This window comes from Colwellia sp. E150_009 (genome assembly GCF_053543955.1).
This window is the reverse complement of sequence record NZ_JBHFOM010000008.1, coordinates 16724-31165: the sequence shown is the minus strand read 5'-3', so window position 1 is coordinate 31165 and position 14442 is coordinate 16724. Positions and strand designations below refer to the sequence as shown.

The window sequence follows — 14442 nt, the reverse complement described above, 5'->3', positions numbered from 1 at the left end:
ACATCATGAAAGCAATTGGCTATAATCAAGCTTTACCTCTAACAGATCCTGCATATTTAATTGATATTGAACTTCCTCAACCTCAAGCATCAGGCCATGATTTATTAGTACGCATTAATGCAGTTGCTGTAAATCCTGTGGATTGCAAAATCCGAAAACGAGTTACGCCTGAATCAGGTCAACACAAAGTGCTTGGTTGGGACGCTGTTGGTGAAGTAGTTGCCGTTGGTGAACTAGTAGAAAATTTTAAACCTGGTGATAACGTTTTTTATGCTGGTGATTTAAATCGTCAAGGCTGTAACGCAGAATATCAATTAGTTGATGAACGCATTGTCGGTAACAAACCTAAAAGTCTATCGAATAGCGAAGCAGCAGCCTTACCACTAACCGCTATTACCGCTTGGGAATTACTCTTTGAACGTTTAGCAATTAAAGCAACGCAACCGAGCATAACAACGTCGTCAAATGAGGTGCTTTTAATTGTAGGTGCCGCAGGTGGCGTTGGTTCAATTTTAGTGCAATTAGCGAGCAAATTAACGGGGGCAACAGTTATAGCAACAGCCTCACGCGAAAGCTCAGCAACTTGGGTAAAATCTTTAGGTGCTGATCACGTAGTTGATCATTCTAAACCTTTGGCGAGCCAAATTAAACAATTAGGTATTGGACCAGTAACACACATTGCTAGCTTGACTCATACAGATTCATACTTAGACAGCTATATTGAGATATTAACCCCAATGGGAAAAATCGCCTTAATTGACGATCCACAAGATCTTGATATTACTAAACTTAAGCCTAAGTGTATTTCTTTGCATTGGGAGTTTATGTTTACGCGCTCAATGTTCAAAACAACAGATATGAATGAACAACATAATTTGCTTAATAAAGTGGCTGACTTAATTGATCAAGATTTATTAAAAACCACCCTAGGTAAAAATTTAGGTGTAATTAATGCTAAAAATTTAAGTACCGCACATGAAATAATTGCGTCAGGAACGTCGATAGGTAAAATAGTGTTGGAAGGTTTCTAGTCTATAACCTTTAGGTTGGATTTCAATCCGACAAAAGGGGCAATAAATTACCCCTTACAGTAGGTTGGATTTCAATCCGACAAAAGGGGCAATAAATTACCCCCTACAGTAGGTTGGATTTTAACCCGACAAAAGGGGCAATAAATTACCCCCTACATTGGTTTTAAAACTTAATTATCACTGGCCGTTCGAGAAGAGCAATAGTATTTCAATAAACCTTTTGTTGAACTATCATGAGTTTCTTTAATTGTATTGGTAGAAAGCTCTTTTACTATTTCATTGGCTAAGCCTTTACCCAATTCAACGCCCCATTGATCAAACGAACATATTTGTAAAACAATACCTTGAACAAATATTTTTTGTTCATATAAAGCAATTAAACTGCCTAATGATTTAGGTGAAATACGCTTCATTAACAAGGTATTAGTTGGACGATTACCCTTGTGAACTTTATGCGGAGCCACTTTATCAATATAAGATTTAGGATGGCCTCTTGCCGCAAGATCGTCACGTACTTGCTGTTCATTAACCCCAGACATTAATGCCTCAGTTTGTGCAAAAAAGTTAGCCATTAAGGTTTCATGATGACCTTGCACAGGCGTAACACTTTCTACCGACCCGATAAAATCAGCTGGCACAACGTTATTACTTTGGTGTAAATACTGATAAAACGCATGCTGTCCGTTTATCCCTAATTCACCCCAAATTGACGGTACGGTTGGGTAATCAATTTCTTCACCATCCCAAGTAACTGATTTACCGTTACTTTCCATTTCTGCCTGTTGCATATAAGCAGACAGCATATGTAAATGCTGATCATAAGGTAATATTGCCTGAGATTGCGCCCCTAAAAAGGTACAGTTCCACACGCTTAACAAGGCTAAAATTACGGGTGCGTTCTGTTCTAATGGGGTTTGACAGAAATGTTCATCTATTTCATGCGCACCGTCTAATACCTCAAGAAACTTCTCAAAACCAATGTCCAGCGCAATAGGTAAACCAATAGCAGACCATAAAGAAAACCGTCCGCCAACCCAATCCCACATATCAAAAATATTGTCTTTATCTATACCAAAGGCCATTGCATTTTCTTTATTAGCACTAACGGCAACAAAATGTTTTGCTACCGATTTTTTACTAAATGAAGACGACGTTAACCAATTAACTGCCGTCATGGCATTGGTCATGGTTTCAGTGGTAGTAAACGTTTTACTCGACACAATAAATAATACGCGTTCTGGATTTAAAGGACGAAGCACTTCAGCAATTTGAGTACCGTCAACATTCGACACATAATGCACTTGAACACTATGGTCACTGTAATGTTTCAATGCTTCCGTAACCATTTGAGGACCAAGATTAGACCCACCTACCCCAATATTTACAATATCGGTAATACGCTTACCAGAGTAACCCAGCCATTTTCCTTGCCTAACTTGTTCGGTAAACGCGTGCATTTTTTCAAGCGCTTTTTCAACATCAAGCGTAATATTTTTACCGTCGAGCATAATCGGTTTTTTATCTCTATTACGAAGCGCTACATGTAACACTGCTCTGTCTTCGGTTCTATTAATACGATCACCATTAAACATTTTTTCGCGCCACTGCTCTACTTCACATTCTTTTGCCAAATCAATTAAATGAGCAATGGTTTTATCTGTTATCAGATTTTTAGAATAATCGAGTAATAATGACGGAAGTTGAATGGAAAACTTTGAAAAGCGTTCACTGTCTTGCGTGAACAGATCATTCATATGTTGTGTTTTCATTTCATTCGCGTGTTCAACCAGTGCTTGCCAGCTGGGAAGTAGTGTTCTTTTTAATGCTTGGTTATCTTTGCGCATAGTTATACTCTAATATTAATGAGTTAATGTAATAATGAACTAATGTGAAACTGAATATGAAACTATTATAAAACTGATAAATTACATAAAGTTTAATTCTCTCTATTTTTTTATTTTTTTATTTTTTTGACCATATACCTGGTTCAGTTTCTCCTTGTATTTCTACATCATCTAATGAAAAAGTAATTTTATCACTTGAATGTAGCTTTTGCCGAAAATCTTTTGTTAAATTAATCACCGTAGGCGTTAGTAAAATAATGGCGTATATGTTCACCAAGGTCATTAATCCTAAGGCCATATCAGCTAAACCCCACACTTCCTTTAACGTGGCACTTGCGCCCCAAAACACCATAATTAAATAAATACTTGTATAAAAAAGCCGCCCAGCTTTATTGTCTAATTTAAATAAATGCAAGTTACTTTCTGCATACGCATAGTTAGCAACAACAGACGTAAACGCAAATAAGGTAATAGCGGCAGCAACAAAGTAATTACCGCCAGCACCAAAATGACTCGTCATTGCATTTTGGGTCATGCCTATGCCTTCCATTTCACCACTAATACTAATATCTGACAACAAAATAACCACAGCGGTACAACTACAAAGCACCATAGTGTCTAAGAAAACACCTAACATTTGCACATAACCTTGAGCTACAGGGTGATTAGGAACCGGAGAAGCACCTGCCGCCGCATGAGGTACACTACCCGCACCCGCTTCATTTGAATACAAGCCACGTTGAATGCCATTTTTTATAGCCGCACCTAATGCGCCTGCACCTGCTTCATTTAAACCAAAAGCTGATGAAAAAATATCCATGAACATAGAAGGTAACAATTGAATGTTCATCAACGTAATAACGATAGCCGTACCAACAAACGCTAACCCCATAAACGGCACAATAAGTTCTGCAAAGCGAGCAATACTACGCATTCCACCCACTACAATACTACCCGCAAGTAAGGCAATAACAGCCCCTGAGTATTCACGAGGAATAGTAAACGTATTATTTAACGCATCGGCAATAGTATTAGCTTGCATGGCACTAAAGGTTAAACCGTATCCTAAAAAAAGGCATAATGAAAAAAGCACAGCAAGCCACGGTTTATTCAATCCAGAACGAATATAATAAGCAGGACCGCCTCTAAATTCTTTGTGTTCATCACGCACTTTATACAGCTGACCAAGCACACTTTCTGCAAAGCCAGTTGCCATACCTAACATGGCAATTACCCACATCCAAAATACTGCGCCGCTGCCCCCTAATGAAATAGCCATGGCAACACCCGCTAAATTACCCGTGCCTACACGGGCAGAAAGCCCAGTACACAGTGCTTGAAACGAACTAATTCCTGACTTGTCAGACTGAGTACTGCCCTTCATTACCGTAAACATGTATTTAAATTGTAATATTTGGATCCAACGAAGCTTAAACGAAAACCAAAAACCAGCAAAAAGTAGCAAGTAAATTAATATTTGACCTTGGCCCCATAGCACATTGTTAATAGAGCTTACAATTTCATTAATCATTACTTTCCTCTTTTATTGTTATTTTTTTTTGTTCTTCATACACTAAGCCCCAGTTTACAATGATATAGCGATGTAGACAGTTGAAGATATTACTAAATTTAAAATATCATAATATAGATTAACAAGAATACAATTATCTTTTTGATAAATGTATTCCAGCCAACATACATCGCACTGACCCACCAGCAAGTTCAATTACAGAAACATCAAGTGGTACTAGCTTTACACTGTTTTCAAGCAGGGCTATTTGCTCAACGGTTAACGCAGCGTAAGCCTTTCCTGAAAGTGCTAATATACGGCCAGATTTCCCAGTTAATTCAAGGGCATTACCACAAAAAGCATTTATTTGTTGTTCAGTTAAACTAATTATACGTTTACCTGCACTTTCAAACCGTTGAATAATTTGCGCACGTCGTTTTGGATCAGTCATCATCTCAAACCCAGCCATCACAAAATCACTGCCAATACACATTAAAACATTGGTGTGATAAACAGAAACCCCTTGCCTGTCTTGTGCATCAAAAACCATAGGTTCATAATTAAAGTGCGTACAGAAACGCTCAAGCACATGGGAATCTGTTCGCTTAGACCGCACAGCATAAGCAATACGTTCTATGTGATCTAAGACCATTGCCCCCGTACCTTCAAGAAATATGTCATCATATTCCAACCCCGAATAATCAACGACATCTTGAACCCGGTAATCTTTTTTTAACAGATCAATAATATCCGAACGACGTTCTTTTCTGCGATTTTTAGCATACATAGGGTAAATAGCAATTTGCCCCCCTGTATGTGTTGAAAACCAATTATTAGGAAACACTGAATCTGGTGTTTCTTCGCCTTCGTCTTCAAACCTATGTACAGTAATACCCTCAGCTTCAAGTATTTTGCCCACGGCTGACACCTGTTCGTAAGCTTGTGTTTTTATTTGTTGTTTATTCAATAACGTTTTCCCTTGAAAACTATTATCGAGCTCCGTTTCTTCATTTGGATAAAAATGATGCGGACGAATCATAACAACCGCACTAGGCGCCTGTGGAAATAATGACATGGTTTCTCCCGTAATCGATGATGTTGACAACACTTATACCGTTAAACCAAATAAGTTTCGTGGATTTTCTGGATTTGCTAACAACTCAAGCTGTGCACAATTACCCTGTTTTTTCACAAGATCATAAACGAACCTAAGCGCTGAATAATCTTCAACCGCAAAACCAACTCCATCAAAAATGGTCAGTTGCTGATCAAAAGTTCTACCGGGCTTTTCACCTCGAATAACATGATACATTTCAGTAATCGTCGAGTTTGCAGGCAGTTGCTGAATATCACCTTCAATACGTGTTTGCGGCTCATATTCAATAAAAACATCGGCACGATTTAATAAATCAGCAGCAAGTTCCGTTTTACCTGGGCAATCACCACCAATCGCATTTACATGAACACCGTCTGAAACCATATCACTGGTTAAAATCGTCGCATTTTTTTTGTCTGCAGTACAAGTAGTAATAATATCTGCCCCTTGAACCACCTCATTTGCCGAAGCACAAACAATGATATTTAACCCTTTATCAGCAAGGTTGTTACGACACTTTTCAATTGCTTGCTCGTTAATATCGTATAAACGCACCGTTTTTATCCCCAACAAAGAACTAAACGCAATCACTTGAAACTCAGATTGTGCACCACACCCAATCATCGCAAGGGTTGATGCATTTTTAGGCGCTAGGTACTTAGCCATCATGGCTGACGTTGCTGCCGTTCTTAGTGCCGTAAGAATCGTCATTTCAGACAACAATAACGGATAGCCGGTTGCCACATCAGACAACACACCAAACGCGGTTACTGTTTGTAAACCTGACAAGGTGTTTTTAGGGTGACCATTAACATACTTAAAGCCAAATAAGGTATCATTACCCGTAGGCATTAATTCAATAACCCCTTCTGGCGAGTGGGCTGCGAAGCGAGGTGACTTATCAAACGCCTCCCATTGTCTATAATCTTGCTCTAAATATTCAACCAAGCCTGCAATAAACTGCTCAGTTCCAATACGTTGTAAAAGCGCAATCATCTCGGTAACGCTTATAAATGCTACGTTAGCTGACTTTTCGTTAATACTATTTTTCACCTTAACCCCTTTAAATTTGCTGTATAAAACTAAAGCGCTGGCCTTCCAGACAAAATGTTCTACACACTATTAGTTACTTAAGTCATATATTATCGGTTGAACATACCAAACAAAATGGTAAAATATTGCAAAATTAGTACAAAGATTTATCATAATGAGCAATATTACTATCAAAATGATAATACAGCGTAAAAAAGGAAGTAAAAATGACCTTTGAAAAAACGGTAAAAAAACACGTTTACCTGCACGACTCAGTAGATAGATCACTTATCGCAATTTTACGTACGGATGCCAGAGCCTCTATATCAAAGCTGGCAACCTTGCTTCATGTTTCACGCGGTACGGTTCAAAATAGACTTGATCGGTTAATTAGCTCAGGTGCAATTTTAGGGTTCACCATTAGAGCGCACGACGAATTAGAAACTGATTTGATTAAAGCAATTATGATGATTGAAGTTGTTGGTAAATCAACCGCACAAGTAATTAGCAAACTGCGCGGTATACCACAACTTGAAAAACTGCACACAACTAATGGTGCTTGGGATTTAGTGGCGAATATTAAAACATCAAACTTGCTTGAGTTTGACCGAGTACTTCGCGATGTCAGAACAATAGACGGGGTGCTTAACAGTGAAACGAGTATCTTATTAAGTTCAATATAATGATCACTTCAAAAAATAAACCGAGCAACAAAAATACAGATGCTCGGTTATCAATTTTTATCACATGTTCGGTTTTACAAGACTGAATAGCTACATAGCCGCTTTAAAAATTTGGCAAATTTCCTCATGGCTTGCTTGTTTAGGGTTTGTTAAACCACACACGTCTTTTAACGCATTGTCGGCTAATAAAGAAATATCTTCTTCTTTGGCGCCTAATATTGTTAACCCTGCAGGAATACCTACAACCTTAGCTAATTTTTCAATGGCTTCAATAGCCGCATTAGCGCCCTCTTGTGCTGACATGCCAAGCACATCAACCCCCATACAATGGGCAATGTCTTTTAAACGTTCAGGGCAAACTTGTGCGTTATAACGTTGTACATGTGGTAATAACACAGCATTACAAACACCGTGCGGTAAATCGTAAAAACCACCTAACTGATGCGCCATTGCATGAACATAACCTAAAGACGCATTGTTAAACGCCATACCCGCCATAAACTGGGCATAAGCCATTTGTTCTCTTGCTTCGATGTTTTCACCATTTTTAACCGCTGTTGGTAAATACGCTTGAATAAGCTCAATAGCTTTTAGCGCAACCGCATCAGTAATTGGTGTAGCTGCTGTTGATACATAAGCTTCAACGGCATGAGTTAGTGCATCCATACCTGTTGCAGCGGTTAACGATGCTGGCATACCCACCATTAACGACGGGTCATTCACTGACAACACTGGCGTTGTATGCTTATCAACAATCGCCATTTTCACATGACGTGTTTCATCAGTGATAATAGCAAAACGTGTCATTTCTGATGCAGTACCCGCCGTGGTATTAATGGCAATTAACGGTAGTTGAGGCAGTTTAGATTGATCAACGCCTTCATAGTCAGCTATTTTACCACCATTACTAGCAACTAAAGCAATACCTTTAGCACAATCATGTGGCGATCCTCCACCTAACGACACAACAAAATCACAATCATGCTGTTTAAGAAGCGCTAACCCCTCATTAACATTACCAACGGTTGGGTTAGGCTGGGCTTTGTCGAAAATAATACTAGCAACCTGCTCTTTTTCCAATAAATCGGTGAAGTTTTTTACCACACCCAATTTATTCAAAACACTGTCACTAACAATTAATCCCTGTTTAAATCCTTGTTCTTTTATGTAATTTACAGCTTCAGCTAAGCTACCACTGCCCATAACATTCAAAGACGGCATATAAAATGTTGAACTCATTATAATTTCCTTTAATTAATTAACTATACAAATTGTTTTTAATACTTTATTTTCAAATCACTTCTCAAACTCATTATTAAATCCATTTGAATAATGACAAGTTGAATTGATAATAAGATATTGCTTTACTGTGAAATACTAAACGATGGTATTAATTTCTCTCATCATTTAGGATAAGTAATAATTTAATTACCTATTTTGTAACATGAAGCACAGATAAACAGTTTGATCTAAAGCATAGGGTTAACATTAATTTTCTACAATGACGACTAAAACACAAGAATATGACAATAAATAATAGCGTATTACCTGTAATTATAGCGGGGCCTATTGTACGTAAGGCAATAAATAAACAATTAATTTTTTGGTTAGTTACATCACAACAGTACAATTGTTGTGTAACTCTTTATGATGAAAACGAAAAAAGCATTTATTCAGCTACCTTAACCGATAAACAACATGCCTATATTACTGTGGGTAAACACGCTTTTATTAATTTACTCAACATTCACCTAACGGATGAACTGCCTGACAATACTTGGGTTAGCTACAATATAACATTAAAAAACAACACAGAAACATTCGGTTGCACTGAACTTAAAAACCTCTGTTATGAAAACCAAACATATCCGCGCTTTTGGTACAGCAAACAGGCCAATCATATTTTACACGGCTCATGTCGTAAACCTCACCATAAAAGTAGCGATGGCTTACTGGCCGTTGATACCCAAATAGCCAATGCAGTACAAGGTAAAAACCCTGCCCCCAGTTTATTAATGTTATCGGGCGATCAAGTGTACATAGACGATGTAGCTGGCCCTATGTTGTCGGCTATACATCAAGTTATTGCCTTACTTGGTTTACACAGTGGCAGCTGGCAAAATGAAGACATTGAAAATAGTGAGCAGCTGTTATCAAGCCCCGATTGTTATTATCAACGTGACAAAATATTGCCCTTATTTGAAGGTGACAATGACAATTTTATCGATTTTTTTAAAGGTAAAAAGAAACGTGTGTTTACCTCGGTTAGTGCCCATAACCATTTAATTTCATTTGCTGAAGTTATCGCGATGTACTTACTTGTTTGGTCACCCGAACTATGGCAATTTGTAACGTTTGACGACAGCAAAATAGACGCGAAACATCAGCAACGTTACCAAGACGAACAAAAAGTGATTGAAGAATTTTCGCATGGTTTACCTGCAGTTAGGCGTGCCTTAGCGCATATTCGCACGTTTATGATCCACGATGATCATGACATAACCGATGACTGGAACCTTACCCGTGAATGGGAAGAAATAGCCTACGGACACCCTTTTTCAAAACGCATTATAGGTAACGCGCTAACTGGTTACTGGTTATGCCAAGGGTGGGGAAACCAACCCGAAGCGTTTAACGAAATTTATGCACAAGCTAAAGATTGCTTTTCATCTGATAAAATGAATAACATTGATGAACTGATAGACACCCTACTGCACTTTAATCAATGGCATTATAGTGTAGAAACACACCCTAAAATGGTGGTTTTAGACACACGCACACAACGATGGCGCTCTGAGAAAAAAGCAAATCGCCCTTCTGGCTTAATGGACTGGGAATCACTCACCGATTTACAACGAGAACTCTTTGACGAAAAAGCCGTTATTTTAGTTTCTCCCGCCCCTATTTTTGGCGTTAAATTAATTGAAGTAATACAACGTATTTTCACCTTTTTTGGCTTTGCCCTAACTGTAGATGCTGAAAACTGGATGGCACATAAAGGCACAGCCAGCGTGATACTCAACATATTTAAACATTCTAAAACACCCCCTAATTTTATTATTTTGTCGGGGGACGTACATTATTCATTTGTTTATGACGTAAGCCTTAAACACAGCAAGCATAACCCGCATATTACTCAAATAACGTGTAGCGGTATTAAAAACCAGTTTCCTGAACAACTATTAAACTTTTTAGCTAAATGTAATCATTACCTTTATAGCAGCCAATCACCATTAAACTGGTTTACCAAACGACGTGATATGCTGATAAAAGCGCGCAGAGTTAACCATAAAAAATTACTGAATCAAAGTGGCATAGGCTTATTGGACATTGAAAGCGACTACCAAGTAATCGCCAAAGTGATAACCGCAGACAACAAAGAATATTTGTTTGAAAACAAAGCTAAACAATTGAGTGATTGAGGTATTTATAACACACCAACAATCGGCTCATCTATGGCGATTAATAAGCTGCCTGTGCGGCAGTGAACCCTGTAGGGCGGAATTTATTCCGCCACTAAATTTTCTAAGCTGCCTGTGCGGCAGTGAACGTACAGGCACTAATTTTTTATCTTGTCCTGAATTTCTAAGCTGCCTGTGCGGCAGTGAACCTTACACGATCGTGAGGTACACCTACTCAATATTTCTAAGCTGCCTGTGCGGCAGTGAACTTGTTGTCCCTGTTGTAAAAATGATGATGTAATTTCTAAGCTGCCTGTGCGGCAGTGAACAATATTCACTCGGTTTAATCATGGTATCGAGCTTTCTAAGCTGCCTGTGCGGCAGTGAACTATGGTTTGATCCACATCATAACGGATGGAGTTTTCTAAGCTGCCTGTGCGGCAGTGAACTGTCTGACCCAATATTAAAAATTTACCAAGCGTTTCTAAGCTGCCTGTGCGGCAGTGAACCATCAACAACAGCTGTGCCAACTTCGAGGTTATTTCTAAGCTGCCTGTGCGGCAGTGAACTACGTACCAGGTACTTAGGCAATATTCGTATTTTTCTAAGCTGCCTGTGCGGCAGTGAACTAACAAAATAGCTACTGATGGTAATGGTAATTTTTCTAAGCTGCCTGTGCGGCAGTGAACCTGAAAGCCCTAGGCTAAATCTGAAAGCCCTATTTCTAAGCTGCCTGTGCGGCAGTGAACTCTGCAAACCCCGCACATTGACCCTTTCGGGTTTTCTAAGCTGCCTGTGCGGCAGTGAACGACACGACATAATTGAGAATAATACCGATGTTTTTCTAAGCTGCCTGTGCGGCAGTGAACAGTAAACTGCACGTTAATAATTAAGGTTATACTTTCTAAGCTGCCTGTGCGGCAGTGAACCATGCCTTTCCCAAACTCAAGTTCGAGTTCCTGTTTCTAAGCTGCCTGTGCGGCAGTGAACTTTCTTCTTTATAACGTTGGTAAAATTTTTCGTTTCTAAGCTGCCTGTGCGGCAGTGAACAAACAGGTTTGTTTCTTTGGCGTAGATGGTTTTTTTCTAAGCTGCCTGTGCGGCAGTGAACTTCTGAGGGGAATCAGAATTATCTATCTCTTTTTTCTAAGCTGCCTGTGCGGCAGTGAACGCTCACGCTTGAAACTTTAGGTGCTGTACTATTTTCTAAGCTGCCTGTGCGGCAGTGAACATCAGTTTATTGCTTGGTTTTCTGATACCACATTTCTAAGCTGCCTGTGCGGCAGTGAACTCACTCATTAGTCAACTTCTTTAAATGTGTCGTTTCTAAGCTGCCTGTGCGGCAGTGAACGTTCATTCCGAGCAATTAAGTCAATCAACACTTTTCTAAGCTGCCTGTGCGGCAGTGAACAACTATTTAATAAAAATAATTTATGGATGGCATTTCTAAGCTGCCTGTGCGGCAGTGAACGTATTTCGGGGTTAGCATTTCAATTGTGATTTTTTCTAAGCTGCCTGTGCGGCAGTGAACAATGGAATAATAGCAAAAAAACAAACTACAACAAAGGCTAAGGTAATTTAAAGTGTTTTGCCCTAAATTTTTAGCCTATTTGTAACTTATTAATATTTAATCAAATTTTTAAAGAGCAATTATTTTGGTTTTCTATAATCAAAATAACAATTAGCGAGCTAATGCAACGAACGCTTAAACACCGCTTTAGCAACACTTTGTTTTTGATGTAAAACTATCAAGATTATAACTTGTTGTTTTTCTATTTTATAAATAAGGCGAAATGATTTGGTGAACATTTCTAAGCAATCATTATCTGTTAAATTTAATTCGAGTGGTAAAAAATTTCAGAAAGAAGTCTATTGCCCGTACGCAACATATAATGCTGATAAATGATTTCTAAATTTTTATTAGCGTTGTCAGTTAAGGTTACCGTATAGCTAGCCACTATAACCCTCTACAGTTTCGTAACTCAGTTAGAATCATTTTTACATCATGTACGTTGCCTTGTGCGATATCTTTATCTCTCTGTGTGATCATTTTTAGCATGGCTAATTTTAGTTCTATATAAATAAATTTATTTAAGCCCATTACGTTCAATGGACTTAAATCCATCTTTAAAACCAAGGTACTGTGGCTTTTTCTTTACTCAGTCCGTAACAAGTAAACTCCCCTACTGTGGTCTCATTTACCTTTTTTTGGTCTATAAACAATCTAAATTGTTCATTTTTAGAAAGGCTATTTACATTGATAAAAGGCAGTTTAGTTTGTTCATCGTTAAAATTGGCATAATGTTGTATAGCTTGCTCAAACGTTTCACCTTTGCGTTTTGCTCTACGTCGAGCGAATCGAGATAGATTTGTTTTACATTGCTTTCGTTTTACACAAACAAATTCATTGACCTTTTCAGGCACGGCCTTTATTGACGAAATATGCGTGTGATCGCTAAACCTTTTCAACCAGTTGCTTATGGCTAATTTTGTTAGTAACTCTTCAGTCGGTGCAAATATTCGCAATGTATTGCCTAACAGAAAATCAGTTTTTTTATCTCCAGTTAAAGCGTATTTAGGAAAAGCTAAAGCAATGGCTGAACTGTTTTGTGCTATTTTGTTTTCAGCAAGCGCAATATGCACTTGTTGATACACCTTTTGCCAAATAAAACCGAGCGTGATTTCGGAGTCTGGCAGCAAGGTTATGTCGAGATAATATTTCATTTATCTTTCCTTATTTGAAAATAAGCCATGCTTACTTATCACTTTCACCAAAAACACCACCGCGTACTAAAATAGCCATGACATAATGTTCATCTTCAATTCGTTCAAGCTCGGCACCACGTGCCCACTTATCAAAAAAAGTATAAAAATCTTGCTTATCTTTTGGTGTACGGTATGCTTTACCTAAATTAGTTACCGCGCCATAAGGTTCAATGGCTATAGGCCCAGCGGTAGCTTCAGCGTCGTCAAATTCAGGATACCAAGTATCTATACTACGTAATGCATTACCTATTTTTTGTGAGTGTATGGCAGCTATATCGTTAACTGAATAAAGAATTTTACTCTTTTTCGTTTTGCTATTGCCTTTATCTAATACTAATTCTTCACTTGGGTAAACCTCTTGTGCTTTACCTACTTGTGCATAGCAATTAATTTCTAACATTAAAAAGTCATCTTCACTTGCAAGCGCTTTGGCGATTCGTTCGCCTAACTCGAGTACTTGACTGTCCTCACAGTTAAAATGCTTTGTACTAAATTGAGTTGCATCAAATGTCCATGTTTGCTGTGAGTCTTTATTAAGCGCTTTAATTTGTACTTCAACATTTTCTGCACCTACGCGGTTACGCCATAAAAAACGTGCATTAGCTAAATTAACTGCATAGCGTTTACCTAATTCTGTAAAACCTGTTTTACCCGTATAGTCACGAACAGCACTGCTATAACTTTGTTTAAATAATACATTGTTACAGGCTGATGGCTGTTGCACGCCACCCAAAACTTTTAAGGTAAAATGGAGCTTTAATGTATCTTGCTCTGGTGCAAGTGCACAAGCATCTACGGTTTGTAAGTTTGCTTTTTCTACTTCTGCATTAAGCTTTACAGGATCATTTTTTATCGCCGCTTTCAAACGATTAGAAATTGTACCTCTTACTGATTTTTCGATTAACTGTAGAGGTGTTGTTTCGTTACGATTTGCCCATTGAGTGCCATACATATAACCGTCTGATGGTACTAATTTTTTTTCAAATGCTAATACTGATGCAGTGTCTTGATTCTTAGCCATGATAATTTTCCTTTATATTTATCGTAAATTTTTAAGTTAATATTGTTATTCGTCGTTG

The 14442-nt window shown here is 38.2% G+C and carries 10 protein-coding genes and 1 CRISPR repeat array; of the genes, 3 read left to right on the top strand and 7 right to left on the bottom strand.

Features of this window, described 5'->3' with window-relative positions:
- The first annotated feature begins 5 nt into the window (after positions 1–5).
- On the top strand, positions 6–1031 hold the full coding sequence (locus ACE1OF_RS05620; protein WP_448893268.1) for a zinc-binding alcohol dehydrogenase family protein: 1026 nt from the start codon (positions 6–8) through the stop codon (positions 1029–1031).
- A gap of 170 nt (positions 1032–1201) precedes the next feature.
- Here ACE1OF_RS05620 and pgi read toward each other — a convergent pair whose 3' ends face one another.
- The 4 genes from pgi to ACE1OF_RS05600 all read right to left on the bottom strand — a co-directional run bounded on the left by pgi (position 1202) and on the right by ACE1OF_RS05600 (position 6534).
- Positions 1202–2875, bottom strand: coding sequence for a glucose-6-phosphate isomerase (pgi, locus tag ACE1OF_RS05615; protein ID WP_448893267.1), 1674 nt, complete (start codon positions 2873–2875; stop codon positions 1202–1204).
- A gap of 118 nt (positions 2876–2993) precedes the next feature.
- Positions 2994–4406 carry an alanine/glycine:cation symporter family protein gene (locus ACE1OF_RS05610; protein ID WP_448893266.1) on the bottom strand — a complete coding sequence of 471 codons (1413 nt, stop codon included), beginning with the start codon at positions 4404–4406 and terminating at the stop codon, positions 2994–2996.
- A gap of 133 nt (positions 4407–4539) precedes the next feature.
- Positions 4540–5460, bottom strand: coding sequence for a citrulline utilization hydrolase CtlX (ctlX, locus tag ACE1OF_RS05605; protein ID WP_448893265.1), 921 nt, complete (start codon positions 5458–5460; stop codon positions 4540–4542).
- A gap of 33 nt (positions 5461–5493) precedes the next feature.
- Positions 5494–6534 (bottom strand): ornithine cyclodeaminase, encoded by a 1041-nt coding sequence (locus tag ACE1OF_RS05600; RefSeq protein WP_448893264.1) that lies wholly within the window; start codon positions 6532–6534, stop codon positions 5494–5496.
- A 206-nt stretch (positions 6535–6740) separates the two neighbouring features.
- On the opposite strand from ACE1OF_RS05600, the gene ACE1OF_RS05595 reads away from it, so the two are divergent.
- Positions 6741–7196: an Lrp/AsnC family transcriptional regulator gene (locus ACE1OF_RS05595; RefSeq protein WP_448893263.1), complete on the top strand. Its 456-nt coding sequence runs from the start codon at positions 6741–6743 to the stop codon at positions 7194–7196.
- Between the two features lie 90 nt (positions 7197–7286).
- Here ACE1OF_RS05595 and yiaY read toward each other — a convergent pair whose 3' ends face one another.
- On the bottom strand, positions 7287–8435 hold the full coding sequence (gene yiaY / locus ACE1OF_RS05590; protein WP_448893262.1) for an L-threonine dehydrogenase: 1149 nt from the start codon (positions 8433–8435) through the stop codon (positions 7287–7289).
- 284 nt (positions 8436–8719) lie between these two features.
- On the opposite strand from yiaY, the gene ACE1OF_RS05585 reads away from it, so the two are divergent.
- Positions 8720–10618 (top strand): alkaline phosphatase family protein, encoded by a 1899-nt coding sequence (locus ACE1OF_RS05585; RefSeq protein WP_448893261.1) that lies wholly within the window; start codon positions 8720–8722, stop codon positions 10616–10618.
- Between the two features lie 40 nt (positions 10619–10658).
- Positions 10659–12128: a CRISPR direct-repeat array (repeat unit 28 nt; unit sequence TTTCTAAGCTGCCTGTGCGGCAGTGAAC).
- Positions 12129–12724: 596 nt separating this feature from the next.
- Here the strand turns inward: ACE1OF_RS05585 and cas6f are convergent.
- Together cas6f and csy3 are read right to left on the bottom strand one after the other, a co-directional pair.
- Positions 12725–13321: a type I-F CRISPR-associated endoribonuclease Cas6/Csy4 gene (gene cas6f / locus ACE1OF_RS05580; protein ID WP_448893260.1), complete on the bottom strand. Its 597-nt coding sequence runs from the start codon at positions 13319–13321 to the stop codon at positions 12725–12727.
- Positions 13322–13352: 31 nt separating this feature from the next.
- Complete coding sequence (gene csy3, locus ACE1OF_RS05575) at positions 13353–14384, bottom strand: type I-F CRISPR-associated protein Csy3 (protein ID WP_448893259.1); 1032 nt, start codon at positions 14382–14384, stop codon at positions 13353–13355.
- Between the last annotated feature and the right edge of the window lie 58 nt (positions 14385–14442).

Excerpts from the sequence above, each read along its gene's own strand:
- ACE1OF_RS05620 (WP_448893268.1), top strand. The coding sequence starts at position 6 with ATGAAAGCAATTGGCTATAATCAAGCTTTACCTCTAACAGATCCTGCA.
- ACE1OF_RS05595 (WP_448893263.1), top strand. The coding sequence starts at position 6,741 with ATGACCTTTGAAAAAACGGTAAAAAAACACGTTTACCTGCACGACTCA.
- ctlX (WP_448893265.1), bottom strand. The coding sequence starts at position 5,460 with ATGTCATTATTTCCACAGGCGCCTAGTGCGGTTGTTATGATTCGTCCG.
- ACE1OF_RS05585 (WP_448893261.1), top strand. The coding sequence starts at position 8,720 with ATGACAATAAATAATAGCGTATTACCTGTAATTATAGCGGGGCCTATT.
- csy3 (WP_448893259.1), bottom strand. The coding sequence starts at position 14,384 with ATGGCTAAGAATCAAGACACTGCATCAGTATTAGCATTTGAAAAAAAA.
- yiaY (WP_448893262.1), bottom strand. The coding sequence starts at position 8,435 with ATGAGTTCAACATTTTATATGCCGTCTTTGAATGTTATGGGCAGTGGT.
- cas6f (WP_448893260.1), bottom strand. The coding sequence starts at position 13,321 with ATGAAATATTATCTCGACATAACCTTGCTGCCAGACTCCGAAATCACG.
- pgi (WP_448893267.1), bottom strand. The coding sequence starts at position 2,875 with ATGCGCAAAGATAACCAAGCATTAAAAAGAACACTACTTCCCAGCTGG.
- ACE1OF_RS05610 (WP_448893266.1), bottom strand. The coding sequence starts at position 4,406 with ATGATTAATGAAATTGTAAGCTCTATTAACAATGTGCTATGGGGCCAA.